Genomic DNA, 26,213 nt, shown 5'->3' on the forward strand with positions numbered 1-26,213 from the left:
CTTAATATTACATTTCCTTAAAAATCTAGAAATTACTAGATTTTTTTGTTATAATAAAGGGTGTTTGAATGAGTCAGTAATCCCCCTATTTAGAAAGTGATCCAATATGTTAGAACAAACAACTTTTAAGCACGATACTGTTCTACTTCATGAAACCGTTGATATGCTTGAAGTTAAACCTGATGGGATCTATATTGATGCCACACTTGGGGGAGCAGGTCATAGTGAGTATCTGCTAAGCAAGCTCACAACCGGTCATCTCTATGCATTTGACCAAGATGAGACAGCTCATTTAAATGCTAAAATTAGATTAAAAACACAGATAGCTGACGGTCGCGTCACCTTGATAAAAAATAACTTTCGACATCTAAGAGAATCCTTAGAAGCATTAGATATTACCGAATTCGATGGCATTATTTATGATTTAGGTGTGTCTAGTCCGCAATTTGATGATAGCCAACGTGGTTTCTCATATAAAAAAGATGCGAGATTAGACATGCGTATGGACCAATCTCAGCAATTGACGGCACATGATGTTGTGAATACCTATGCCTTTAATGATTTGATGAGGATTTTCAGTCGCTATGGTGAAGAGAAGTTCTCTAAACAAATTGCCAGAAAAATTGAACAAGTTAGGGCAGTTTCGCCTATTGATACGACTTTAGCACTAGCTGAAGTTATCAAATCAGCGCTGCCTCAAAAAGAATTAAAGAAAAAAGGCCATCCAGCTAAACGTATTTTCCAAGCCATCCGTATCGAAGTAAACGATGAGTTGGGTGCTGCCGCAGAATCTATCGAAGCAGCTATTCATATGTTGAAAAAAGATGGTAGAATTTCAGTGATTACTTTTCATTCGTTGGAAGATAAGCTAACGAAATCTTTATTTAAAGAATATTCGACTGTCGATATTCCAAGAGGACTACCGATGGTACCTGATGATATGAAGCCATTGTTAACTTTGGTGAATCGAAAACCAATCATCGCAACACAAGATGAATTAGCTGATAATAATCGTGCACATTCAGCAAAACTTAGAGTTGCACAAAAAAATTAGAGTTGACTATATTCGGTAGCGAACACGATAGTTGTTTTAGTCATGACAGTCGTCTCATGAGATACATTAATATATAGATAGAAAGGACAACATATGGCTGCGAAACCAAAAAAATATTTTGATATTAAAACTGCTAATAAAAATGGTAGCTTTAATATTGCTGCAGATTCTATTGCACCAGACTTGTTTAAACGTAAGTTTCGTAATTTGATCTTTGTCGAAAAATGTTTTTACCTTTCTATCGTATTTTCTGTGATTATGCTGTCAATTGCTATGGTATATGTCAGGACTAAGATTATTGAAGTCGAACAAGATACCTTAGATATTCAGTCGAAAGTGTCAGATAAACAAGATCAGATTAAGACATATGATCAAAAAATTAATGAACTGATGGGTAGTGACCGCGTCACAAAACAGGCAAATGATAATGGGATTAAGTCTAACCCGAACAATGTAATGAAGGCTAGTGAATAAATGATAAAATTTTTAAGAAACATTGTAACCTTTCCTTTTAAAAAAGTTGCAATTAATGCATCAAAAACGCATTTAAGCCCTCAAGCCAACCGTAAACGGATTGCGCAGGATATTTTATTTCTCGTAATCATAGTGTTTACGGTTTTTCTTGTTAGATTTTCATGGATTACAGTTACAGATTCTACTAATGGGGTCAAACTGTCCACATTAGCTAAAGCAAATTATTCTGAAACGACTACGATTTATGCGAAACGTGGGACTATTTTTGATAGACAAGGTGTGCCTATTGCGACTGACTCTAGTGATTACTCTATCTATGTCATTTTAGATAAAAACTACGTATCAGCTGAAGGTAAGAAATTATATGCTAGCGCAAGTGATTTTGATACGATCGCTAGTATTTTTAAAGATCAACTAGGTATTGATCCTAAATATACTAAAGATCAGCTGACGACACCAAAATTAAGTCAAGTTGAATTTGGCACTAAAGGGAAGCATATTTCATTTGCCACGAAAGAAGCAATTGAAAAAGCGATTAAAGAAAAAAATATACAAGGCATTGGTTTTCTTTCCCATCTTGCACGCTCTTATACTGGTAACTTCGCCTCTAATTTTATTGGGTTAGCGGGACTTAAAGATGGTGATGACGATACTAAAGGGTTGATCGGCCAGTTTGGGATAGAAGCGTCATTAGATGGTGTATTGTCTGGGCAAAATGGTGTTGAAACATTAGAAAAAAATAAAAATGGTCAAACCTTGCAAGGGATTGCAAAATCAACAAAACCTGCAAAAGATGGTCAGGATGTTTATACGACACTTGATTCTAAACTGCAAACTTATCTCGAGACTTTGATGGATGAGGCGATGCAAAAATCAGGGGCACCTGAACTAGTTGGGACACTGGTTAAAGCAGATACAGGAGAAATTTTAGCGACTACGCAACGACCAACTTTTAATCCTTCAACGCAAACAGTTATTGGGCCTAAAAATGATAAAGTTTCAGATAAACAAAATCTAAACCAGCAAAGTAATTTACTTTACCAAGCCATGTATGAACCAGGATCAACCTTTAAACTGTTTACCATGTCAGCAGCTATTGAAAACGGTACATTTGATCCAAATGCAACCTATTCAAGTGCGCCAATAACAGTCGGTGGTGCAACAATTGGTGACTGGGATGTTAGTGATCATCCTAACGGTTTTATCTTTACATATCCACAAGGATTCTCACATTCCTCAAACGTAGGAATGTCAAAACTACAGATGGCTATGGGAGATAAGGTCTGGGGTGACTATCTTAACCGGTTTAAATTTGGTAAACCAACCCTGATGGGTCTTGGTGGAGAAGCGCTAGGCAAGCTACCAGATGATAATATTGTTTCTCAGGTTAACTCTGCCTTTGGTCAAGGTATATCTGTTACTGAGACACAGATGTTACGAGGATTTTCTGCAGTAGCCAACGGTGGTAAAATGTTAGAGCCACATTTTATTTCTAAAATAGCAAGTGTTGATTCACAACGTATCGCAAAACCGGAAATTGTTGGTCAACCAATTAGTAAAAAGACTGCAGATTCAGTATTAAAATATATGGTGAGTGTCGGGACTGATAATGTCAACGGAACAGCTTATGACTGGACAAATGCACAACCCTATTTCCGTGTTGGGGATAAAGAAGTGTCAGTTAAGACAGGTACTGCACAGGTAGCCAACCCAACTGGTGGTTACTATGTAGGAACGACTGCTTATCTTTATTCTGCGGTTGCAATGGTGCCATCTACAAATCCGGACTATATTTTCTACATGACAGTTAAGTTACCACAACACTGGTCACTATCTTTTATCTCGGATGTTGCAAATCCTTTATTGGAAAGAGCTTACGAGCTTAAGTCAGAGATAGATGCATCACAAGAACAGCCTACAAATGAATTAAAAGTTGATATGAAAGATTACACTGGTAAGCCAGTTAATAGTACTGTTAACTTATTACGTCAAGAGATATTACAACCAGTTGTGATTGGATCAGGCACTGTCATTAAAGATCAAGCTATTTCAGCTGGTACCAAGTTAGGTGCTAATAAACGTGTGCTCCTATATACAGGTGGTAAAACTGTCATGCCTGATATGGATGATTGGTCTAAAGAAGACGTTGAAACGTTTGCCAAATGGACGGGTGTGACGATTACCTATAAAGGGTCTGAAAAAGGTCAAGTTACAGATCAAAGTATTAAGGCGAATCAAGACCTCAAGAAGAATCAAAAACTGACGGTGACACTTAAGTAACGCTTACTTAGGTTAAAACTTTATAAAGATTAACGGAAATTAACTATGATATTACAATTACTTATTGCTGGAATTGTGTGCTTTGTTGTGACACTATTTTCCATTCCATATTTTATACAATTTTTTCATAAAGCAAAAATTGGTGGACAACAGATGCATGAAGATGTTAAACAACATGCAGCAAAAGCTGGTACCCCTACCATGGGTGGCTTTGTATTTGTTTGTGCTAGTTTGATTATTTCGCTCTTATTTGCGATATTTTTAGGCGAGTTGACCTCTAATTTCATTATTATCTGGTTTGTTTTTGCTATGTTTGCTATTGTTGGGTTCTTAGACGATTTTTTGAAAATTTTTCGCCAAATCAATCAGGGACTGACTAGCGTACAAAAAATGTTAGCACAAATCGTAACTGGTGTGATCGCCTATCTTATCTATCTGCATGAGGGTGGTAGTAATTTACTACATATCGTTGGTATTGAGTTTAATTTGGGTTGGTTTTTCATTGTCTTTGTCATATTTTGGTTAGTTGGCTTTTCAAATGCTGTGAATCTGACGGATGGTATCGATGGCTTAGCGACGATTTCAGTTGTCATTTCGTTAATTGCCTATGGTATTATAGCAGCCTATCAAAGTCAGTTTGATATTTTATTACTCATTGTGACGATTATTGCTAGTTTACTTGCCTTCTTCATCTTTAATCATAAACCAGCAAAAATATTTATGGGTGACGTTGGTAGTCTAGCTCTTGGTGGTTTACTAGGGATCATCTCGATTCTTTTGAATGCGGAGTGGACTTTATTATTAATTGGTATTGTGTACGTTTTTGAAACGGTCAGTGTGATGTTACAAGTCTCTTATTTTAAACTCACACATGGCAAACGAATTTTCAGAATGACACCTGTTCATCATCATTTTGAACTTGGCGGCTTGACTGGAAAAGGTAACCCTTGGTCTGAGTGGCAAGTAGATGCTTTCTTCTGGTCTATCTCATTAGTAGGATCAATCATAGCACTTATCATTTACTTTATGTGCATATAGCAGCAATAACCTATTATAAAAACGTGTGAAGCCTTTGGCTCACACGTTTTTATGATCTCAAGTTACTTGTCTTATCAAAGCACTTTTATATTATGAAATTATCTCATCTATGATATAATAATCACAACTGACTAAGTTGTTTGAAGCTAAAGCATGCGTTTAAAAACGTATTGGGTATCAAGTCAACTTAGTAGGCAAGCGTTTGGATGAATGGCACATATCAGTATAAGTTGGTATTATAATAGCCAAGTATTTAATAGCTAATCTAACTAATAGCTGAGATATAATGAAGAAAGTAGATAAGAATGAGCATTTCGAAAAAATATTTAACAAATCGTGTGACTGGTGAGTTGGGGCAGGCGAGTGCTATCTATTTCCCTAGTACTCTTGACGAAGTAAAATCAATTGTGGAGATGATTCATCAAAATAAACAACAGTTGATTACTATCGGCGGACATACTGGTCTTTCAGGTGCAACATTTCCGGATAACAATCAAGTGCTGATGAGTTTAGAAAAACTCAATCGCATTATTAGTCTAGATACTGAGACATTAACGCTCACCGTTGAGGCAGGCGTTACGATTGCACAAATAGCTGAATTTTTGTCAGATACGCCATTTTTTTATGCACCTGATCCAGGTAGTAAAGCGGCAAGTATCGGTGGTAATGCAGCAACGAATGCTGGTGGGATGAGAGCTGTTAAGTATGGTGTAACACGTGATAATATCCGTGCTATGCGTGTGCTATTAGCAGATGGACAAGCCATGCAAGTAGGCTCTATTAACCGTAAAGATAGTTCAGGTTATGATCTTAAAGATGTTTTTATTGGTAGTGAAGGTACCTTAGGCGTGATCACAGAACTTGATTTGAAAATTCAGCCTAAACCAAGATACCAACGTGAGATTCTGTTAGGCTTTGATGACCTAACACAGCTATCTCCTAATATTTTCACGATTTTGTCAAGTGGTCTGGTTCCAGCAACATTAGAATTTTTTGAGCGTGACAGTATAGCTTATTCGGAGCGTGGGCTACAGTTGACTTTTCCAGATATTGATGGACAAGCTTTTCTACTGATTACTTTAGATGGAAATGTAGCCGAGCAGTTAGATGTAGAGATAGCTTATCTGAAGACGTTGAGCCCATATGCCTTAGTATTAATAGATGACGTAACTAGACAAACAATGTGGCAACTTCGAGGTGCTATCGTCTCAAGTGTTGAACAAGAGAGCTTACAAGAGCCGTTAGATGTGGTAGTCCCAGTTAATAAAATCGCGCCAACGATTATTGAGCTTAAAGCACTAGCTGTCGCAGAAGGTCTGTCAGCCGTCTTCTTTGGACACGCTGGAGATGGTAATATTCATGCCAATATTATCAAAGGAAATCTCAGCGATGATGAGTGGGAAGTGAAACTAAGTCACTACTTAGATCAACTTTATGCACTCATCGCAAAAGTAGGTGGGAAACCCTCTGCAGAACATGGGATCGGTATTTTAAAAAAACCTTATTTTGAAAAATATATTGCTAAAGCAGAGCTTTCTACCATGAAAGCGATCAAGAAAGCTCTAGATCCAGAGAATTTGTTAAATCCAGGGAAGATTTTTGATTTATAAGTGAAGATATGCGAATCATCTACAAGGATAAAATAGTCTTATAGACGAATATTCAGATCAGAGATTAAGGATATGCGTATTACTTAATCAATCACGCCGTCTGCAGTTTGGTTGAATTTTTAATCCAAAACCTCTTGAATAGTTGATGAGTTTCTGATATACTATTTAAGTGCGTAATGGACGCATACAAACCGCTCATCCGCTGGGACATGTGTCAAGGACACGAATACTACGGTAAGTTTTAAGATGAGTAGAATAGGAGAAAAATAATGAATCCATTAATCGAAGCAATCAATGAAGGTCAACTTCGCAGCGACATCCCTGCATTCCGTCCTGGTGACTCTGTGCGTGTTCACGCTAAAGTTGTCGAAGGAACGCGCGAACGTATCCAGCTTTTTGAAGGTGTTGTTATTGCCCGTAAAGGTCAAGGCATCTCAGAAACTTACACAGTTCGTAAAATTTCAAACGGTGTTGGTGTTGAACGTATCTTCCCAATCCACACACCACGTGTTGAAAAAATCGAAGTTATCCGTTACGGTAAAGTACGTCGTGCTAAACTTTATTACCTCCGTGCACTACAAGGTAAAGCAGCTCGTATCAAAGAAATCCGTCGTTAATATATCGATGTTAAACCCTTATCTTATAAGGGTTTTTCTTATGTCTTGGAAATGGTGTGAGTGGTACATAAAATGCATATCCTTGTAAAAGGGGGCGAAAAGTGGGCGAGTTTTTTTTGAGTTTAAAAAAAAACTACTAGAGAAACGCTAATAGTTTTTTTGATCTTTTTGATTGTAATTGTTATTATGTCTGGATTTTTATTTTACTGGTAATTTTCTAAAGTGAAAACTTTATGTTTTTATTTTTTTAAGAATGATCATCAGTTTATTGATCTCAAAATTTATATTTACTATATTTGGTCATACCTTACTCAAAATCTTTTGGTCGAGGGAGCGAGTAACGTTTTTTTAACATTATCTTTACTGTTTTATTGGATTAGTTGTAAGATGCCAGTCATCTGGAAATCCAAGTGTATTTAACATCTTATTTGTTGATATAAGATATGATCGCTTTCTTAAGTAATTATCCAAATATTTTATTCTTTTCAAGGTAGTGTTATGAAGAATCGAGTATTGAGTATGACTTAGAAAGCATTGTAATGCCAAAAAAGTATTATAAACATCGCTTTTAGGTGAAGTTCTTGTGATAACATATTTATCATGGAGCGGTGGATAGTAAACAAGGTTATTTTTGCATTTATAATCAAATAGTCTAGAATCGTGTGCACAGATGTTTCTTATTTCAAATATATTCTCTATGAAAGATAACAATTCTGTTGAGCTGAAATAGGATGTAATTTTCATCTTAGGAGAGATGAAGGAATATAATCGTTTTGCGATAGTATTTTGAATAGAAGGGAGATACTTGATTATTATTTTTAATTCTCCAAAAGTAAGGTATTCAGCCATTACCCAAAAAGGAACACCTTCATGATTGTTTAAATGATTCTTAATGGGGTTATTCCCTCTTTGACAATTATATTTATTGATAATATTATTGAATCTTCGAATTAAGTACTGTATATCTCTTCGTTCAGAATAAACTTGATTTGAATAGGTATAAAATTCCATCTCTTGATAAGCTAATGGGGTATCTGATAACATTTTTTCGCATAAAGTATAGGCAGTGATGGATCGTAAATGTTTTTCGGCTTCCAAAATTGCTTTTAGAAAAGTAAATTTTAACTCTCTGTCAACAAAATATAACATGGATATATCATCAAAAATAGTTCCAGAAATATATTTGTTTGTTGAAATCCAAAAATATCTACTATATCCGTTAACTATTGAATAATAATTGTTTGTTAAAAGATAACGTTTATTTTGAGAATAATTAGTTAATCTAACGCCTCTTGAATATAGTATATCTAATTGTTGTTGTGTTGTTTTATGTGGTTTAACCAAAAAAATACCTCTCGATGAGAGGCATTTTCCGCAATTGGGACCCTTAGGTTAATCCAAAAGCTATTTCTTAAGTACCTCTACTATATTATATTTTTATATACTTGTCAATTAAAAATGTTTAAATCTATTTCGTATAACTCTATATGACCCTATATGATTTAATACAAGTTGATAAAGAGTCATTTAAGTCTATTTTGTATTCATATTGAGTCATACAGGTTTTTATATATGAATTTCAGCTTTTAATATGAAACCCTCCAGCAAAATATTTTGAAACAGTATTTGACGAGGGAATGAGTAACGTTTTTTTATTGTTTTAATTATTTTTTGTTTCTTCTAAATGTTTGACATAGTAGCCATATTCTTCAGTTTGTTTAAACATTTCAAACTGTATACCTTTATTTTCAGCAACATTTGAAAAGTGTTTGATAATCATCTCAGTTCCCATAAATATTAAAATTGTGTAACCAGCTCCTAGAAAAATAGTTAAAAATATTATAGCAGCTTTTTCGCCATTTTTTTGATTTTCGGTTTTTTCAGTTTGAGAATCATCTCCATCATACGTGGAATAATAAGATGTAGTATCATCTGCTTTAGTGCTTTTTACAGGTTCTGACTTATGGGTGGCTATCATAAAGCAAATAAATATAATAGCTATAGCATTCAAGACAGCTATTATAACGTTATATGTTTTAAAAAACTTTATAAGACTTAAAGATTTTTTATCAATAAAATAAGTTGATTCCATAATATCCTCCTACTTGCTTTTAGTGTGGATCAAGTTCGCACAATTTGTTAATTATTTATATAAATTATCTGAATATAATGGCAAAAAATAAATCTAAGCTACACCTGCTAGTTTGCAGAACTCTGGTTTTTCTGCGTCATATAGATCATGGGCTAAGTGATAAGCATATAAAAAAGTATATATGTTGATTGTTTTAATTTCAGTACAACTACTAATATAGTCAATTGCATATTTGTGTAGTTGACTTTTTTCTATATCTACAGAAATATCATTTTCATATATTTCTGTTATTGCCTCAATCATCTCATTGTATTCTCTGCTAATCACAGCATATGCTAAATCAAACGGACATTCAGTCAGCTCTACGAATAAGCTAAAGTGACTATAATCAGCGCCCTGATCCTAAAACTCTTGCCACAGCGTGAGAACAGCCTCGCGATTGGCGCGTATTTCCTGTGGGCTAAGCGCATCATATTCATAACGTCTATGGTGATCTTTGTTTATAATATGGCTAAGTTCGTGTGCAATCCCAAAAGGTGTAGCGGTATCTTGGTTATATATCATTAATTTCTTACTGACATTCACAACAGCAGGTATTGGTAAGTTGTTGGCGTGAAATATTTCAAAGCTTTGTTTTTTTGTCTCACTTATTAGGAAAGATATAAGATACTGTTTATCCATATATTCCCTCTCATTAGTCCTCTAGTCGTTTCCCGAGTATTAATTTCATAGCAGTTTTGACCTCGTCAGTAAGTGGTTTACCGTCAAACGAGACCCAATCATCCCAGTTAATTTTACTATCGTCCACTAGATCTGCAAGATCGACTGGCTGCTTTGGTTTTTCACTAGGTTCCTTTTCTGCTCCTACTACTGAATCCCAATCAAAGATTTCTGGGTTATCTACTCTACCAAGAAGATAGGCATCTGTTACATGAAAATAATCAGCTAGTTTTACAATCCTATCAATAGATGGTTTGTTTCTTTTCAAAGCATAAAGCGAATTTTTAGCAAAACCGAGATCTTCTTCCACTTTATTTAATGATTTCCCTTGTTTATTAGCTAAAAATTTAACTCTCTCAAATGTTATCATTTCTCCTCCAGAAAATATACAAAAATATTTTAGAGAATATTATAAAATTATTTTTGTAAGATAGTTTGTTAGTAAAAAAAATTTTAAAATCCTATAAAAATACTTAAAAAGCTCCGTTTAGAATGTTAAAAGTTTTAATTAGGTGATTTGATTGTATTTTTATTTTATGATATTCTCTAAAACATATCAAGAGGTAATCACAAAATACTCTAACTTTTTATCTTACAAATTACGAAAGGAGAAAAGTTTAATGACTGAAGTGGCGAAAAACTGGGATTTATAATGTCAAAATATCAAGGAGTTTCTTTAAGAAAAAAAGTGGCCTAATATGGATCTTGTTAGATTGACTGGGTACAACAAAGTTGATGTTTCCAACATAATGAGTGGAAAAATGAAAGGCAAGCTGTACGTTAACAAATTCATCACCATGGTATGCGAAGCGTACGGAATAAAATAGAAAGGAGTAGTTGGATGGAAAAAGTAGCATTTACCGTTTCTCAAGAGATAAATAATTTTATAGTAGCTGTTCTTAGAGTGCTTGGTACAAGAGAAAACCCAGCTATTGTTGCTGCAATTACTGAGCTTTATAAAATTGTTAGCTAAAATATCAAAGAAGTGCTTTAGCTACAACACTTTTGGTGACATATGCTACTGAATTAAGATTAATAAAATAATCTTTGTCACCGTCGCTTAATATAATACTGGTTTCATCAGTACTTGAATCACTTTTGATTGGAGCGCTAAAGGTTTTAGTGTTTCCGTCTAAAAAATGAATTCTAACTTTTTCAGTTTCTATTAAGGACAGAATGAATTGTTTCATTTATGAAATCTCCTTTCTTGTAAATTGATTCTATTATAACAAAATCTTAACTCGATAATATAGCTATCTCTAGGACATGATAATGACTACCCAACATAGGATGTCAAGAGGTTGGTAATAGCAATGAAGTGTCCTCGCGTAATTAAGTTGAGAAATAAAAAAAACCCTAATGGGCTAGAAAAGGGAGTATTTAATGGATAACAGACTAAAATCCAAAACAGAATTGTTTTCTGACTATCTAAATAATCCACATATCGTGGAGACTATTGCTGTGGTACATACAATCGAGCTAAATTTTGATGTTACCAAAAAAGAAAATATTGAAATTCATAAGTATTGGAATCCATATACTGGTAGCTTACTGAGTCAAAATGAAAATATTATTTAGTATCTATCAGTTTTTGAGATGCCAAGGCTTTCATTGCTTCTATAGTTGGAAATTCTGCTTGTGTTTCAGGGGTTTGTATACTTGCGGGAGCAAATGTTGTTCCTTGCTCTAAAAGAGGGATAAGCAAAGACATAGATTTTACTAATTTTGAAATATCCTCTGGATCAATCTGTTTATTTTCATTTTTAGTAGCATTCTCAAGTGTTTGTCTTACTTGATAGTCGAAAATTTGATTCAACCCATCATAAAGTTTAGATTTCTGAGATGTTTCGGTTTCCATTGATTCTAAAATTAGTTTCTGCATTTGTAAAGTTCTAAAATGTGCTACAAGAGAAAATGAAGTTTTCACTATAAATCCAACAAATCCCACTGTTGAACTGCTAGTCAATACAATTTCAAACCAAAGACTTCCAGAATCAAAATTTTGAATCATAATTTCACTTCTATAATTTTCTATTCCACAAATAATTGATAATGATTTGTTTAACGTTTCTGTAACAGTTTCAATATTATTAAAATGTGTATAATCTGGAAGCCCAATTGATATTGAATTTTCAGATTGTTCAGGGAGAGATAGTTCAATTGAGGATTTAACTGCTTCTGTTTTAAGTCTTATATTATCTATTAAAGCTTGAAATGTAACAGAATCATCTGATCCGATTTGATAATTGGTTATGGGATTTAAACTTACACCTAGTGCAATAAATGTTTGGATTTCAGTATCTATAAACCCAATAGTTGATATGTTTTGTATTGCTTTAGTTAATGATTGGGTGTTAACTACATGTCTGAAATTAACACCCAATGTTTGGGAAGTTTCAAATTCTACTTTCAAATCGCCAATATTTTGGTTGATTATTGTTAGTTGTTCTCTAAATCTCATCTAAAATTATCCTTTTTATTTCAATTATATCAAAAAATATTGATTATTAAATTAAACAAACATCATTTATAAAAAGGAGGATAATATGCCAGCAAGTGATCATAGTTAACAACTTGTCAATGCTTTCATTGAAGAAAATCAAATTGAAAAAATGAGCTTAGCGGTAAATTGCGTACACCACAAGCTCATAAGATTATTTTGAAAATTATCGATGATTTCAATTTACGTTAGAAAGGAAACAAAATGGGAAAAACATTAATTATTAATGAAGAAGTTCAAGAGTACACTATTTCTGATTTGAACAATTAACAACATATTAAACAGACAGTAAAATACATAGATGATGACGTCATTTCAGTAGAAATAAAAAAACGCCACAAAAGTGACGAATTATAAATCTACAAATGTTCTTTAAGAAATTTGTTTCTACAGAGCGTATTTCTCCAAGCTGCTGATCCAGATAATTCAGCCACAAATAAGCTATCATCATCATCTATATCGGTTAATAAGTTATCTCTAATAACTGAACAAATATCATCACTTTTTAAAAACCAAACAGATTCATTGATATGAGCCCAGTTAGAGTAATCTTTGATTTTAGAAATAAGATCATCATATTTTTTACCAGAACTGTTTAGATCATATGTAACAATAAAACTTTTCATGTGTTCTCCTTTCTATAATATTTTGAATAAAAAGAGCTAGCCGCGGTATTTCATTCACATGTACATTATATCAATTATCTATTATGTAGTCAATCTCAATTTACTATATATAGTATTAAAAATAGAATGGTCTAAAAGGTCAAACACAATATGTTGTGTTTTAAGATAAATGAAATATTAACAAAAAGAGAAATGTCAGTATATCAATTATCTAAATTAACTGGGACTAGCAAGCAGAATTTTTCAGCTTTAAAACATGGTAAATTTGATGATTTGAAATTTTCAACAATGGTAAAAATAGCTAATGCACTTGCAATCAGCTTAGATGAATTTAGATAAACATAAAGCTCTTATGGCTAGAAAGAAGTTAAGGCTTCGCCAAAAAGAGCATATTATGTAAAAGAAAAAAATTGTATAGGAGTTCCAATTGATATTTATTTTCTTATAAAATTCGCGATAAAAATAATTAAATTCTTGAACAGATAAAACTTTAGCGATAGTTATAGCTGTAGCTAGTCTTATTGCTGTGGAACTTCTAAATACTTCAGAATTTTAGAAATACGGATCATAATAAGACCTTGATACCAAATAAATGTTTGAAGTCTTATTTTGTTATTTCTTGTTTCTCCCATCAACACGTTTGTTCCATAAATTTTATGCTGAATATCAATTCTAGAAGTTTCTATTTCAATAAAACCTTCTTTGTTAGAAATTATCCAAGAATCATTGTTTGGGAAGTAGAATGAAAAATATCCAGAAAAACTAGAAAAGGCTTTAACTGTTATTGGCAATATATCTGTCTTTGTTTCATAATCTTTATATTTATTTCTTTGTCTATACTCGACTTTGTCCACAAAGGGGATGTCTTCACCGTGTTCGCAATTATATCTATAATGATTGGTATCTATTAAAGAATATTTTTTCTTATTATGATCTAAAAATATCATAGATTTTATTGTTAAAGGTTTAGATGAATGGTTTACGAAGCTGATTTTAACGAACAATTTTCCTTTGGAATCATTTGAAATAAAATTGATTGCAGAAACACCAAAATTTATCCTCGTTTCAAAAAGATTTTTAATAAACAGAAAAAGTGACATTGAAATAGAAATAACAGAAATAATAATTGCCAACATTTTTACACCACCAGTTTTTTAACTAATTATATCAAAAATAAAACGAAACATTTATTTGGAACAAAAAAAGCGCTTTGTACAGCGCTTCACTAACAATATTTACAACTCAATTATACCTCAAAAGAAAGAGGATATATGGCACTAGACTTATCTGACAAAAATTGGCTTAGAAAACTTCAGTTTAAGAAAGAAATTAGCTTAGCTGAATCCTCTTATTAGACGAGAATGTGAGCAATGACCACTGGAGACTATCCCTTTAAAAATTGATATGCCAAAGTAAATCGAAGAGAGTATATATCAATAGGGTAATATATACCGCATGGGTCAGTGCAGAAGCAGAGAAAAATATGTTCTGGGTTGGTTACTAGAAAGGTACAGCATGACAGCATTCACAACAAGCAACTACGCTAAACTACTATCGCAGTTAGACAAGTCAAACGATAAAAAAATAGAATAAAACATACATAATTTGAGTTCAAAGGAAAAAGTAAACTTAGTCATGATGGTAAAGCGAATAGTAATTCAGATTTGGCATAATCTTCTACAATTAAGGTTACTGTTCCTTAAAAAAAATAAAATACTTCTAAAATAAAATACAGTTCTTAAGTCTAATAATCAAATAGATATATGTATATTAAGTTTTAAAATCTGTTCTTAAGGTTTCTTCTCTTATATTACAAAAAAATCAAAATGCTTATATTTTTAAAGATTCGGAGTCATTAGTTATACAAAACCAGATAAAGATGCATATGTTACTTTTGCTAGTGTTCGTAATACTATTTGTTCTTATTCTTTCTTATTTTACACAGTTTATTATCAACTGATGCCTGAGACGCAGTCGACAAGTTGGTTAATCAGGATTGAATAAGGTTATTTTGCTTGGAAAAAAGAGGGCAGTTTTATTTTCTATAATAAAAATCTTCAGAAGGTGAGTTCCCCCATATAAGTCTGGGTCTGTTTATGTTAGATTGATCCTCCATAAGATTAGGGTGACCAATTGGAAATAACATAATAGCATAACCTCCAGCTACACTGGGAACAACAAAACCGGGATTAGCTACAAATTTTTTGTAGTCAGCTTCATATAGTTTGAAAGTGCTTGGTGAATTTTCTCCCCCTGAATGAATAACAGTATAATCATTATTTAAAATGATATAATCACCTTTTACATTTTCCCATTTACCTACTACAGAACTAATATCACCATTAAAAATTGCACTGGCATCAATATCTCTCTCAGTTACTGATGGTTCTGCAGCGGATTGAGATTGAGTTGTGCTCTGAGAAGAACTTTCAGGCACTGTTTGATCAGTTGATGCTGTTTCTTCTGATGTTGTGCTTATGTTTTGAGTTTCTTCTTTTTTAGATGAACTTTTTTCAATTTTACTTTCTTTTGAAACTTCAGTGGTTTTCTTACTATTCGAACACCCTACAAGCAAGGTTGAACTTAATAATAACCCTAAAATAATTGCCTTTTTCATAGTTTTCTCCTGAAAGCTTTTAACGTGGATCCATCCTGCACGATACGTAACTCAAAACTGATCTAGGCCCCTTAACAGATATTTTTTGTTTTACTTTCTTTTATTTATTTAACCTAGTAGCCATATGCTTATGTTTATCTAAATATAAGCATTGTCTATCTTTAATTAGATTATACCACTTTAACTCCCTTTTAAAGCTTTTTTTGTGGTGTTATAGTTCTTTTACTCAGTTCATATATCATCTAATGTTCATTAGACCAAGGTAATTGTCATGAATTGAATTGTATAACTTAACAGTAATTTACTATCATACACCTTAATGCATCTACTCTGTAGGAAAGAAGTGAACTTAGGTATCAATACTATATGACTAGTGAAGGAGATACTAAAATATATCGGAAACCTATCGGAAAAAAAGGCCAAATAAGTTGATAAAATAATCTTATGAAGCTTGTGGATAGATAGGCAACTACAAATTAAACAGTATCGAACACAAGCTTCAAATAAAAAATGATATAGTGCGCACTGTATTTTTAACATCAGAAAGGGGTTAAATGGTTTCAGGTTTAACAAAAAATGAATCAAAAGACTTAATGAATAAGTATCTATCGACTCCATTACCTATGTCGCCAGGAACGTGGTATGGTACTATGGGAGGGTGGCCAGATGCACATTCAAACTGTACTTTGTTTAGTCAATGGTTTTTAAAAAACTATACAAAAGGTAATGTAAGTTTAGCTATGCCTAGTGGCTATGGTTATGAAATGGTTGATAAATTTATCGCTGCTAACGGTGGTAAATTTTCAAAAAGTGGTACGCCACAAGCAATATCTTTATTTTCAATTTCACCTTATAATGGTTCTTACGGCACTGAATTTGCTGGGCATACTGGTATTGTATTAGGTATTGATGGGGATACAGTCATTACAGGAGAAGCTAATTATGGAGCTCCATATGGCGGTCTTGATGCAGACCATTCTAAAAACGGAACAGTTGTTATGTCACGTTCGTTGAGTACATTTAATAGCTCAACAGGCGTTACATTCGTCCACTTGGAGACGACACTAGATGATAATGATAAAAAGAAAGAAGAGGAAGAAGAAATGATTACAATTTCAGCGCCACAACGTGGCATAGCATTAATGCAAGGTGGAGTATTCTTGTCATTTTTAGATTCAAAAGATGCACAGAATGCATGGAATGCTGGTATTAAAAATGTTGAATTAGCTACAAAAACATTTGATTTATGGCAAAAAGAATCTAGAACAGTTAAATCTTAATATTTGGACTTTTACATTGAGTTTAAATAAAAAAATAATCTTTTTATTACAGAGGTCTCAATTAAATGCCTAGTTTACTCATGGATTTAAATTGTTGCTTATTATAAATCAAAAGTTTTATATTAAAAGATCTTGTAGACATTTGTCTACAAGATCTTTTTTAAATGGTATAGCGTGAATTATAAATGAAATCAGACTTGTTAAATGGTTATATTATATTGGACTTGATAAAATAGACGTTAATCAGCAAATTAAGTGAAAAAATTGATAAATCAAGAAATATGTTAATCAGTATAGTGATTGATAATCTGAAATCTGTAAAATCGTTTTAGAGAATCGATAAAGTTATAGGTTGACATTGATATTTATAAGGTATACACTAACTATGAAAAGCGCTTTTCGAAACGAAAAGGAGGTAGTATGACAACATCGAAAGAAGTATTAGAATGGTTAGAAGCTAATATCGGTAATGCTATTGAATTTAATAATGGATCTGATGTCCAAGATATGGATTTGGTAAATTATGTTTCACAAAAGTTTTTTGGTACCGCTATGTTTGTTGGTATAGGGACTGCACAGGAAATTTGGAATTTGTCATTTCCTGATGGATGGTCCAAAGTTCCAGCATCAGAAGGTGCACAACCAGGTGATTTTTTCGTGATGAGTGGAGAGCAAGCAGGCAACTCTAGTGGGCATACAGGTCTTATCGCAGAAGACGGCATACAGGTTTACGATGAAAATTATGCTGGTAGAAAATATGTATCAAAACATGGATTAACAGGTGGTTTTATCGGATTTATTAGACCACCATATGAAGATGAACCAACACCAGAAGGAGATGAAGAGATGGCACAAGCATTATTAGTTTACAATAGCTTTATATATTATATGGTAGGTACAGATATTAAGAAGTTAACAACTGCTGATGCAGCTGAATTAATAAAAAAAGTGTATAAAGCCCAGTATGGTAAAGGTATAAATGCTTTTAGTTTAACAGATGAAGAAGCCAAAGGCTTAGGTATTGAATAATATTTTTATCTTGTAGTATTTTAAATAGATTATTTTATATTAAAAGATCTTGTAGACAAATGTCTAAAAGATCTTTTTTACATGGTATAGATATTAGGCATTAAAATAATTTAGTGAGTAATAAAAAATATGAAGAACTAATGTCTCATCGAAATTTCTGCTTGAAAAATGATAGCAGATTTTATGAGTTTAAAAAACTACTAGAGAAAGTCTAATAGTTTTTGATAAGTATTTAATTTATTCATAGTGTTTATATCGCTTAATGATCTGATTATTCACATTAAATCATCAAGCGAATGATTCAAGCATCAATTTTGTCAAGATATGTTTAGCTTTGTCATAATAGTTAAGCTCAATTTGGTATACAGATAGAAATTTATAAACATCGACATATTCAGGTTGACCTTCAAATTTACTCAAATATTCTTTTGCTAACGCTTCTATCCAAAAGTCATCAGCTTGGCTTTCTTGTTTCATATGATAACAAGGGCTGGATAAAGGTGTATCGGCATGTTTCAATATCAAGTGTCCCAGTTCATGAAGTAGGACATTGTGCATTTGTATATCAGTCAACCCTTCTCTAATAAAAATGGTATCTGTCTCAGGTAAATATAGACCATCTCTACCGATGCCATATGCAATGACGATATCTATACCCAAATCTTTTATAATTTCTTTCAAAGTCTGATGCATAGGCTAATCCTCTTTGATTCTATCCGTATTATTTTTAAGATATAGTTTGAGAAATTCTATATCTTTATTGGATAATTCTCCACCACCAAAAGCAACAGCTTTTTTCGCCATACGCTCAAAATCTTCTTCAGAATAGATTTTTGTGTGTTTATCTATAGCAGTAATTTTTTCTGTTGTTTGTTGATCCCATTCGGATTTAGCAAAGTTTAAAACTCTTATTTGACGTTTATTTTCAAGTTTAGAAAAGACATCATCAAGCATTTTTTGATTAGATGATTGCTCTACTTTAATGGGATTGTATGCTTCTACTAAATCTGATTTATCAACACCAAAGTATTTGGCAATGAGTTCAATTTTATCAATACGCGGGTAGGAATTGGCTTTCATCCAATTCATGACAGTAGTATATTTAAACCCCATTATATCTGAAAATTGATGAGGGTTTAACCGTTGTGAATCCAATAATCGCTTCAAATTATTAGCCATTATTTCTTTATTGCCAATATTATCTGAACTGATTTTTAGTTTATTTTCCATATGACCATTATACTTTTTAATGGTAGATATGTAAAGTTTAAAAGTAATTTCCATAAAATATTCCATTTAATAATTGACATATACTTTTAAATGGTATAAAATGAATTCATATCAATCAATAAAAGTGTTATCATAAAAAAACTTATAAAAATTATGAGTGGGTCTGCTTAAATCGTTTCAAAAGCGTATGAGCTTTATGAAACGGAAGCTCATTTATTTTTTATAAAAATATACCATTTAATGGTATTCGGTGTAACTACACATAAATTGATAGGCAAAATAGAAAATATAAAAAGGAGTACGAATTTGGACGAACTAAACTTATTATACAGTGACAAAGACTTAAAAAAGGCAATAGCGGAAAGCCGTAAAATCTTAAAGAGTTATCGAGCGCTAAAGGTAGTGAAAAGGCTTAAATTTCCATATATCAAATCACCTGCGAATGATAGTAGGCAAAACCCATCTGATGATCAAGTAGGTCAAGAGATATCTGAGTATACTGCTATTGTGAATCGCATTGCACAAATAGAAAAATGTGTCTCATGTTGTGAACTTACCCAAAGAGAAATACTGAGTAAAAAATTTCTGGATAATACTGAGTATATACAACCTCAGTTAGCCCTACTTTCTGGATACTCATCCAGTCGTTATAATGACTATCTAAGAAGTGGCTATATTCAATTCTTAGTAGCATTTAAAACAACAGACAGTAATGCAAATTTTTAATGAATTAGCTAATGCAGTTGAGACATAAATTTATCGCAGTAATGTTACTTAATATGAAAATTGAAAGTGGTATAATTTTGTATTTTTAACTGGCTCTGATAAAGAAAATTGCTTTATGAGGTACAGATCTTCCACATTAATATAAAAAGAGCCATTAACTTGTATGTTGTTAATGACTCTTTTTTATTTTAAATACTATGTGTCAAAGCTATGTTATAGATGATGCTTACCCCATCTTATCTCCCCATTTATTTAGTGACAATATGGATGGCTATCAAGTCGGAAAAGCATCGGAATAACATCGGATAAATGCTCAAATAATACTGATAGAATAAACTTATGAAGCTTGTGGATAGATGAGTTATTAAAAAGTCATTGCATACAAGTTTCATAATTTGAAAGATTATAGTGCGCACTATATATTACTTTTTAAAGGAGGAGAGATGAGCTATAAACAATTAATTTATCCCAATATTAATATTGGGGCAACAGCTGGTTGGTGTCTTAAATATGTGGATGACACTGTAAATGCACCACAAAGAAGCGTTAATGCACAAATTGCATATAATATTGCCAATACTAAAGGGTGGGTAAAAGCAGATACAGCTTTCCCTAAAAATGTCTGGTTTGTGTTATTTTGGTCAATTAACAGGGGGCCAAATACGGGACAAGGACATGTTGCACTTGCTTACGTTAATAGCAATGGTGCCATACAAATTCATGATAGTGAAGTCCATTCTGGGTCTAGAGGTATTTACACATCATTAGCAGAAATCAGTAACTGGTTTGCTAATTTTGGTTTTCAATATTTAGGATGGTCTATCGGAGTAGATGGTGTACAACTAATTGCTGGTAAAGATGAGTCTAACGACGACAATGGTAAAAAAGAAGGAGATTTTAAAATGTATTGTATTATTAATAATGGAACAGGTTTACTGTTTTTCAACGGTCAAAACATGACGTCGCTGACTGATCCTGATGAAATGAAAGTACTAAATACGATTTATAAGGCTAATACAGGTAAAGATATACCTATTATGGATTGGTCAAATCGTTCGGCTCCATGGGATGCCCGACTACAAAGAGTCGTAAATGGTTTGAAAAAATAAGGCAAATTAAAGATTAATAAAGTAATAAAAATGGAGGATAAGCAATGAAGGTAGGAACAAAAGGTTTAAATCTCATTAAAGAGTATGAAGGATGTAGACTTACCGCTTATGATATTGGTGATGGGATGATCACGATTGGCTGGGGACATGCAGAATCTAAGTCGAGCACAAGTTTAGTGGCAGGTGTCACAACTTGGTCACAAGCTAAAGCAGATGCTCAATTAATTTCTGATTTAGTCTCTTATGAAAATGCCGTCAGTGGTTTTTTCACTCGATCATTTAATCAGTCTCAATTTGATGCACTTGTATCTTTTGCTTATAACTTGGGCGGTGGTGTATTTGATAAATATGGTTGGAGCAGGACGGCAAGTGATAGTTGGATTTGTTCTCAAATGATACTTTATGTCAATAAGGGGACACAATTCGAAGCAGGACTGACTCGAAGACGTAAGGCAGAGATTGCACTCTATCAATCAACTGCTAGCGATAATGATAATAAGAATAAAGAAGGAGATCTAGAGATGTTTATAGCAAAATGTACAGGTGGAAATGTGAATCAATATATTAAAAATGGTTCGTTTGTATTGTTTAATTTAAATCGAGGTACGTACAGTATTTTAAATGGCCAAAGCCAAGTTGATGCTGTGACTGAAGGCTATCAGTTATCAACGGCTAAAAGTTTAACAAAAGGTAGCATGTCTTATTTAGTCATTACAAATTTGATTATGGGTGCAAAATTAGATTATCGTGGCTAAAAAATGACATAAGTATTACGATAAAAACAAAACGAGCAATTAACAGGTGAGCTGTTGATTGCTTTTATAGTCTTTGGAAATGAGTTTATGAATTTAAAAAATGAGGTAGATAATCTTAATCAATCAATTCATATTGCTATTACTGGGATAATTTAAGCAGAAAAATGAATAATGAAAAAGGATATTTCAATAGAAGAGAGGAAAAATGGAATATAAATTAATTGGCATATCATGCCTTATCTTGATAATCTTAGGGTTATCTTGGATAAAAGATGGTGAAAAGATGGAGCCACCAATAAAAAAGAGGACACTAATTGACTTTGTAACGATCGGTATATTTTGGGGTGTATTTGAATTTCTTGATAAATCAGGATCGAATACTTATCTAAATGAAATATCTTTGGTGATTAACGGATCTTTACTGTTCTTTTTTGCTCGAATGGTTCAACTGATTTGTCAAATTAATCCTATGATTCAGGAATTGGTAAAGTATCTTAAATCAAAGGGGATTGACACGGAGGAAGACAAATGAAGAAAATAGTAGCAAGCTTAGTTTTTGTCTTATTTATGTTTACAGATGCAACAATAGTCATGGCAGCAGTTGAAGATCGTGGCGTAGACTGGTCAGTTTATCAGGGAGATCAGGGTAAATTTGGCTATGGACATGATAAGTTTTCAATCTCACAGATTGGTGGCTACAATGGTACTAGCATCTATTGGCAGTCGACTTATGCCTCACAGGTGCAGTCATCGATCGCACAAGGAAAACGTGCTCACACATATATCTGGTACCAAAGTGTAACTAACACAGCTTTGGCCAAAAATATATTAGATACAATGCTGGCACAAGTTCAAACACCTAAAGGGTCTATTGTGGCCTTAGATGTTGAGGACGGAAACGCTAATACTGATGTGATTTTTTGGTCATTACAGTACATCAAAGATCGTGGCTATACACCATTGTTATATGGATATAAACATTTCTTGACCAATAATCTTGACTTGAAACGTATCTCAGACAAGTTTGGGCTTTGGTTGGGTGAGTATCCTGACTATAATGTTACCCCAATACCTAATTATAATTTCTTTCCGTCTTGGGATAATATCCAGGTCTTCCAGTTCACATCAACTTATGTGGCTGGAGGACTTGATGGTAACATCGATCTGTCAGGTGTGACAGACAACGGATATCGTCACGGTGACGCAGAAAAACCGAACAATAATACACCAGCAATCGATGCAGGTAAAGAGGCTGATAAAGTTAAGGGTAATGAAAAGCAAGTCGGTATGACAGTCAAAGTCAACTTTAGTGCAAGTAACTACGCAACTGGTGAAGCTATCCCGCAGTGGGTTAAAGGGACATCCTACCCAATTATTGAAAAATCAGGTGATAAGGTTCTGCTTGGCGGTATCATGAGCTGGTTAAGTGTATACGACGTTGAGACTTTGGATATATCAACAAGTGGAACAAGTGCAAGTGGAACAAGTGCAATCACACCAAAAACAGGCATGCAAACTCATGTCGTGCAATACGGAGAAAACCTAAGTGGCATTGCTACGGAGTATGGCACGACATGGCAAGAGTTGGCGCGTGTTAATGCTTTAAGCAACCCTAGCATTATTTACCCTGGTCAAACCTTAAGTGTGTCAGGCGGTCAATCTGTAGCGACACAAGCACGTCAGTGTGTTGTAGAATCAGGCGATACACTATCAACGATTGCTGCACAGTTCGGCACAACGGTGGAACGTCTAGTGTCAGATAACGGCATTAGCAATCCTAACTTTATTCAAGTTGGTCAGGTGTTGAACTTTTAGGAGGTATCTATGGCGAAATTACACGCAGTACTATACACTAAACCACATTGTATGCTCTGCAAAATGACACCTAAATTACGAGATAGTCTAGGATTGCCATATGAAAACACTTACTATGGAAATTCAGAGCAGACAAACTCTATTGAGTTAGATAGCAAAGATATTTCTAAGCGTGAATGGAGTGAAAAGAAGGTCGAAAAACTCAAAGCAAAGTATCAGATAACGTCATTGCCACTGATCAAAATCATTGATGATGAAACTGAGAAAGTTTTAGATGTTTGGTCTGGTTTCGTTCCTGATAAGATTAAGTTTTGGAATTCAAAAATAAATTAAAGATAAAAGCCTTACAGACTTTGTGTTTGTAGGGCTTTTTTGTATTTAATTTGACATATAATTTTTTTTAGTGTTTAATTGTATAAAAAGATTACCAAGGGGAAGTTCATGTTTTATCAATATTTTAATGAAGAAATTACAGTAATGCCCAATTTTTTGCAGAGAAAGTATATCACTTCCATTAGAGCGTTAGCCAAAACAGAAAAATATGAAAATATAAAAAAGTCTTTAAATGATATTTTAAATGAAAAGGTAACTGCGGATATTAAAATAAAAAAGATTTTAGCCAATTATAAAGATATAATTTTAGATGCTTATATTAATATACAATCATCAAAATCATTTAAGTATAGTGCTATATTTGAATTGCATGATGATATAGAAATAAAGGAAATCGTAAATAAAATCACAAAAGGAAATACTATTTTAAATTCAACTATTCGAAATGTTAGTAAAATTAATGATTATAAAGCTACGAAATTGAATGGTGCAATGATTTTTACTTTCTTGCTTGATGGTCAAAAAATTATAAATGATGTTATAAAAAAATTTAAAACGACATATTCTGCTGTTGTCAAATTGTGGGAAAACGAAATAGATGGAAATAAAAGAAAATTTATTGAAATAGATGTTGATAGTGTTGGCTTATATTTTAGGATGGAAAATAATGATTTTTTTGGAAACATGATTGGCAGTATAGCAGGATATCTCGAACAATGTATAGGTTTATCATTAGATCCAATTGACTTTTTTAGTACTTTAGAATACATAAAAGATATGGACGAGAATGGGAAAAACAAAAGTATTGCAAAGGTTTCTGCGCAAAAAATGGTTTTGGATACTGGATCACAAGCAGTATTAGATTCTAGTGAATCAGAAAATATTGTTTTGCCTATTTTAGGTGATTTAAAAAAAATAATGGAAGTTAATAATGAATTATTTTCTAAATCTCCAAAGATAAAACAACTTTTAGATTCGTTTATAAGTGACACCGAATTAACGTCTCATTTACCTTGGATCACATTTATATGGGATGATAAAATTAAAAGTAAAAAAATTCAAGTAAAATTTGATCTATCCGATTATCCATATACCCTTTTGAATTATTATAATCACAAAAAAGGAAGGAAAGGAATGAATGATGTCATTGAATCAATACTCGAAGCATACTGCGAAATCAAAAATAATAAAGCTTGGGATAACAACTCCAGAGTTAGTTGATTCGTTTTTAAATAGTTTAGATAATTTTAAAAATAAAAGAATATATACTTCTTATGTACAAAGAAAGTTTAGTATATCTAAACAAGATTCTCGAAAGATTATATCAATCCTTGTAGATTCAGACATTTTAATTACTGTTTTTCAAATAAAAATTAGAGATAAAACTTTTCCTAAGGAATACACAACTTTTAGTGAAATACCAGATTTCATTTTCGATGATGACTTATATGCAGATTTAAAAGTTGATTTAACTAAAGATGTATTTGTTTTTTTCAAGGTAAATAAAAATGAATGAATTAGAAAAATTAGAAAATTTCGTAAATGATCAGATTGATATAATAAGCAAAGGTTTAGAATATACTAAAGAACAATCTGATAATATTGATATAGCCATAGATCAAATAGTTTCTGGTAATTTCAAAAGTACAAAAGATATAGGGGATGCGCTAGAAAATTTAATAGCTAAAATTTTTGAAGTTCACAAATTATATTTTATAAAACAAAATTTAAGAACTAAAACAAATGAGATTGACTTATTTATAGAGTTGAGTGAAAAAGGATATTTTTATAGATCTCGTTTATATCCATCATTACCAAAGAAGTTTTTAGTAGAATGTAAAAACTATAATGAAACAGTTGGCGTAACATATGTTGGTAAATTTTATAGTTTAATGAATGTGTCAAATACTAATAATGGTATTTTTATATCTAAGAAAGGTTTGACGGGTAATCCTGATAGTTGGAGTGATTCAAAAGGATTGGTGAAAAAAATAGCTTTGAAGAATAATTGCTTTATATTGGATTTTGATTTGAGTGAACTGAAAAATTTAAAAGGTAAACATTTGAATAAAATGTTATCAGACAAATTGAATTGTCTTAAGTTAGATGTTTCATTTGAAAAATTTATAAAACCTCATGAATTAGAAAATAGTTTAAAAGACGCTTAGTTCCTTGCAGTTTAATATTAAGTAATTATATGCGTATTATACCTAGAAGCCTTTGATCAGTCAAGGTTTTTTTGTATGCAGTATGAAATGGTATATAAAAAATAACTAAAGTGAACAGCTCCTGGTAAAATGGACATGAA

At 32.6% G+C, this 26,213-nt stretch carries 31 protein-coding genes; 19 read left to right on the forward strand and 12 right to left on the reverse strand.

The features are described 5' to 3' along the window. The first annotated feature begins 106 nt into the window (after window positions 1-106). The 6 genes from rsmH to rplS all read left to right on the forward strand — a co-directional run bounded on the left by rsmH (window position 107) and on the right by rplS (window position 7,073). Window positions 107-1,054, forward strand: coding sequence for a 16S rRNA (cytosine(1402)-N(4))-methyltransferase RsmH (gene rsmH, locus RU87_RS08600; protein WP_068164634.1), 948 nt, complete (start codon window positions 107-109; stop codon window positions 1,052-1,054). Window positions 1,055-1,147: 93 nt separating this feature from the next. Beyond that, window positions 1,148-1,528 carry a cell division protein FtsL gene (locus RU87_RS08605; RefSeq protein ID WP_068164631.1) on the forward strand — a complete coding sequence of 127 codons (381 nt, stop codon included), beginning with the start codon at window positions 1,148-1,150 and terminating at the stop codon, window positions 1,526-1,528. Next, complete coding sequence (locus RU87_RS08610; RefSeq protein WP_068164628.1) at window positions 1,529-3,808, forward strand: penicillin-binding transpeptidase domain-containing protein; 2,280 nt, start codon at window positions 1,529-1,531, stop codon at window positions 3,806-3,808. Window positions 3,809-3,853: 45 nt separating this feature from the next. Continuing rightward, entirely contained in the window at window positions 3,854-4,846 is a 993-nt protein-coding gene (mraY, locus tag RU87_RS08615) for a phospho-N-acetylmuramoyl-pentapeptide-transferase (protein WP_096835841.1), read from the forward strand. Between the two features lie 305 nt (window positions 4,847-5,151). Next, window positions 5,152-6,456: an FAD-binding oxidoreductase gene (locus tag RU87_RS08620; protein WP_068164626.1), complete on the forward strand. Its 1,305-nt coding sequence runs from the start codon at window positions 5,152-5,154 to the stop codon at window positions 6,454-6,456. A 269-nt stretch (window positions 6,457-6,725) separates the two neighbouring features. After that, window positions 6,726-7,073 (forward strand): 50S ribosomal protein L19, encoded by a 348-nt coding sequence (gene rplS, locus RU87_RS08625; RefSeq protein WP_047915332.1) that lies wholly within the window; start codon window positions 6,726-6,728, stop codon window positions 7,071-7,073. Between the two features lie 360 nt (window positions 7,074-7,433). Here the strand turns inward: rplS and RU87_RS08630 are convergent, their stop codons facing one another. From RU87_RS08630 to RU87_RS08645, 5 genes are all read right to left on the reverse strand, one after another. Next, window positions 7,434-8,417, reverse strand: coding sequence for an Abi family protein (locus RU87_RS08630; protein WP_068164621.1), 984 nt, complete (start codon window positions 8,415-8,417; stop codon window positions 7,434-7,436). A gap of 316 nt (window positions 8,418-8,733) precedes the next feature. Then, the gene (locus RU87_RS08635; protein ID WP_068164618.1) at window positions 8,734-9,165 is read right to left on the reverse strand and encodes a hypothetical protein; all 432 of its coding nucleotides are present in this window, start codon (window positions 9,163-9,165) and stop codon (window positions 8,734-8,736) included. A 93-nt stretch (window positions 9,166-9,258) separates the two neighbouring features. Further along, entirely contained in the window at window positions 9,259-9,468 is a 210-nt protein-coding gene (locus tag RU87_RS09860; RefSeq protein WP_231860461.1) for a hypothetical protein, read from the reverse strand. 99 nt (window positions 9,469-9,567) lie between these two features. Continuing rightward, window positions 9,568-9,846 carry a hypothetical protein gene (locus tag RU87_RS09865; protein WP_231860460.1) on the reverse strand — a complete coding sequence of 93 codons (279 nt, stop codon included), beginning with the start codon at window positions 9,844-9,846 and terminating at the stop codon, window positions 9,568-9,570. 13 nt (window positions 9,847-9,859) lie between these two features. Then, entirely contained in the window at window positions 9,860-10,255 is a 396-nt protein-coding gene (locus RU87_RS08645; protein WP_068164615.1) for an XRE family transcriptional regulator, read from the reverse strand. Window positions 10,256-10,726: 471 nt separating this feature from the next. On the opposite strand from RU87_RS08645, the gene RU87_RS09910 reads away from it, so the two are divergent. Next, entirely contained in the window at window positions 10,727-10,858 is a 132-nt protein-coding gene (locus tag RU87_RS09910) for a hypothetical protein (RefSeq protein WP_269447769.1), read from the forward strand. 4 nt (window positions 10,859-10,862) lie between these two features. Here the strand turns inward: RU87_RS09910 and RU87_RS08655 are convergent, their stop codons facing one another. Then, entirely contained in the window at window positions 10,863-11,075 is a 213-nt protein-coding gene (locus RU87_RS08655) for a hypothetical protein (protein WP_068164612.1), read from the reverse strand. Window positions 11,076-11,268: 193 nt separating this feature from the next. Between RU87_RS08655 and RU87_RS08660 the strand changes: the two genes are divergently transcribed. After that, window positions 11,269-11,463 carry a hypothetical protein gene (locus RU87_RS08660; protein WP_068164610.1) on the forward strand — a complete coding sequence of 65 codons (195 nt, stop codon included), beginning with the start codon at window positions 11,269-11,271 and terminating at the stop codon, window positions 11,461-11,463. Here RU87_RS08660 and RU87_RS08665 read toward each other — a convergent pair. Beyond that, window positions 11,456-12,346, reverse strand: a complete 891-nt coding sequence (locus tag RU87_RS08665; protein WP_068164607.1) for a hypothetical protein — start codon at window positions 12,344-12,346, stop codon at window positions 11,456-11,458. The two genes, RU87_RS08660 and RU87_RS08665, sit on opposite strands and share 8 nt — an antisense overlap. Before the next feature lie 398 nt (window positions 12,347-12,744). After that, a complete protein-coding gene (locus RU87_RS08675; protein ID WP_068164603.1) occupies window positions 12,745-13,011 on the reverse strand; it encodes a CRISPR-associated protein Cas2 in 267 nt (88 codons plus the stop codon). Window positions 13,012-13,161: 150 nt separating this feature from the next. On the opposite strand from RU87_RS08675, the gene RU87_RS08680 reads away from it, so the two are divergent. After that, window positions 13,162-13,350: a helix-turn-helix domain-containing protein gene (locus RU87_RS08680; RefSeq protein WP_068164600.1), complete on the forward strand. Its 189-nt coding sequence runs from the start codon at window positions 13,162-13,164 to the stop codon at window positions 13,348-13,350. A 179-nt stretch (window positions 13,351-13,529) separates the two neighbouring features. Here the strand turns inward: RU87_RS08680 and RU87_RS08685 are convergent, their stop codons facing one another. Both RU87_RS08685 and RU87_RS08690 read right to left on the reverse strand, forming a co-directional pair. Further along, window positions 13,530-14,147 carry a hypothetical protein gene (locus RU87_RS08685; protein WP_068164597.1) on the reverse strand — a complete coding sequence of 206 codons (618 nt, stop codon included), beginning with the start codon at window positions 14,145-14,147 and terminating at the stop codon, window positions 13,530-13,532. An 899-nt stretch (window positions 14,148-15,046) separates the two neighbouring features. Then, window positions 15,047-15,628, reverse strand: coding sequence for a DUF6287 domain-containing protein (locus tag RU87_RS08690; protein ID WP_068164593.1), 582 nt, complete (start codon window positions 15,626-15,628; stop codon window positions 15,047-15,049). Window positions 15,629-16,251: 623 nt separating this feature from the next. Here RU87_RS08690 and RU87_RS08695 point away from each other — a divergent pair. After that, the gene (locus RU87_RS08695) at window positions 16,252-16,908 is read left to right on the forward strand and encodes a CHAP domain-containing protein (RefSeq protein WP_143471404.1); all 657 of its coding nucleotides are present in this window, start codon (window positions 16,252-16,254) and stop codon (window positions 16,906-16,908) included. Between the two features lie 420 nt (window positions 16,909-17,328). Continuing rightward, window positions 17,329-17,937, forward strand: coding sequence for a hypothetical protein (locus RU87_RS08700; RefSeq protein ID WP_068164583.1), 609 nt, complete (start codon window positions 17,329-17,331; stop codon window positions 17,935-17,937). Between the two features lie 288 nt (window positions 17,938-18,225). On the opposite strand, the gene RU87_RS08705 is transcribed toward RU87_RS08700, so the two are convergent. Both RU87_RS08705 and RU87_RS08710 read right to left on the reverse strand, forming a co-directional pair. Further along, window positions 18,226-18,630, reverse strand: coding sequence for an ImmA/IrrE family metallo-endopeptidase (locus RU87_RS08705; protein WP_068164580.1), 405 nt, complete (start codon window positions 18,628-18,630; stop codon window positions 18,226-18,228). Window positions 18,631-18,633: 3 nt separating this feature from the next. Further along, entirely contained in the window at window positions 18,634-19,221 is a 588-nt protein-coding gene (locus RU87_RS08710) for a helix-turn-helix domain-containing protein (RefSeq protein ID WP_068164577.1), read from the reverse strand. A 252-nt stretch (window positions 19,222-19,473) separates the two neighbouring features. Here RU87_RS08710 and RU87_RS08715 point away from each other — a divergent pair, with 252 nt between their 5' ends. The 8 genes from RU87_RS08715 to RU87_RS08755 all read left to right on the forward strand — a co-directional run bounded on the left by RU87_RS08715 (window position 19,474) and on the right by RU87_RS08755 (window position 26,073). After that, window positions 19,474-19,893, forward strand: a complete 420-nt coding sequence (locus tag RU87_RS08715; RefSeq protein WP_068164574.1) for an ArpU family phage packaging/lysis transcriptional regulator — start codon at window positions 19,474-19,476, stop codon at window positions 19,891-19,893. Between the two features lie 443 nt (window positions 19,894-20,336). Further along, window positions 20,337-21,002, forward strand: a complete 666-nt coding sequence (locus RU87_RS08720) for a hypothetical protein (RefSeq protein WP_096835844.1) — start codon at window positions 20,337-20,339, stop codon at window positions 21,000-21,002. Window positions 21,003-21,046: 44 nt separating this feature from the next. Next, window positions 21,047-21,757: a lysozyme gene (locus RU87_RS08725; protein WP_096835845.1), complete on the forward strand. Its 711-nt coding sequence runs from the start codon at window positions 21,047-21,049 to the stop codon at window positions 21,755-21,757. Window positions 21,758-21,962: 205 nt separating this feature from the next. Next, a complete protein-coding gene (locus tag RU87_RS08730; RefSeq protein WP_068164932.1) occupies window positions 21,963-22,289 on the forward strand; it encodes a holin in 327 nt (108 codons plus the stop codon). After that, entirely contained in the window at window positions 22,286-23,572 is a 1,287-nt protein-coding gene (locus RU87_RS08735; protein WP_068164928.1) for a LysM peptidoglycan-binding domain-containing protein, read from the forward strand. Before RU87_RS08730 ends, RU87_RS08735 begins: the two co-directional genes overlap by 4 nt. Before the next feature lie 9 nt (window positions 23,573-23,581). Further along, entirely contained in the window at window positions 23,582-23,905 is a 324-nt protein-coding gene (locus tag RU87_RS08740; protein WP_068164925.1) for a glutaredoxin family protein, read from the forward strand. 108 nt (window positions 23,906-24,013) lie between these two features. After that, window positions 24,014-25,126 (forward strand): hypothetical protein, encoded by a 1,113-nt coding sequence (locus tag RU87_RS08745; RefSeq protein ID WP_068164923.1) that lies wholly within the window; start codon window positions 24,014-24,016, stop codon window positions 25,124-25,126. A gap of 287 nt (window positions 25,127-25,413) precedes the next feature. Next, window positions 25,414-26,073, forward strand: coding sequence for a restriction endonuclease (locus tag RU87_RS08755; RefSeq protein ID WP_068164918.1), 660 nt, complete (start codon window positions 25,414-25,416; stop codon window positions 26,071-26,073). Window positions 26,074-26,213: the final 140 nt, after the last annotated feature.

It is taken from the genome of Pseudolactococcus plantarum (assembly GCF_002441715.1).
Classification (GTDB): domain Bacteria; phylum Bacillota; class Bacilli; order Lactobacillales; family Streptococcaceae; genus Pseudolactococcus; species Pseudolactococcus plantarum.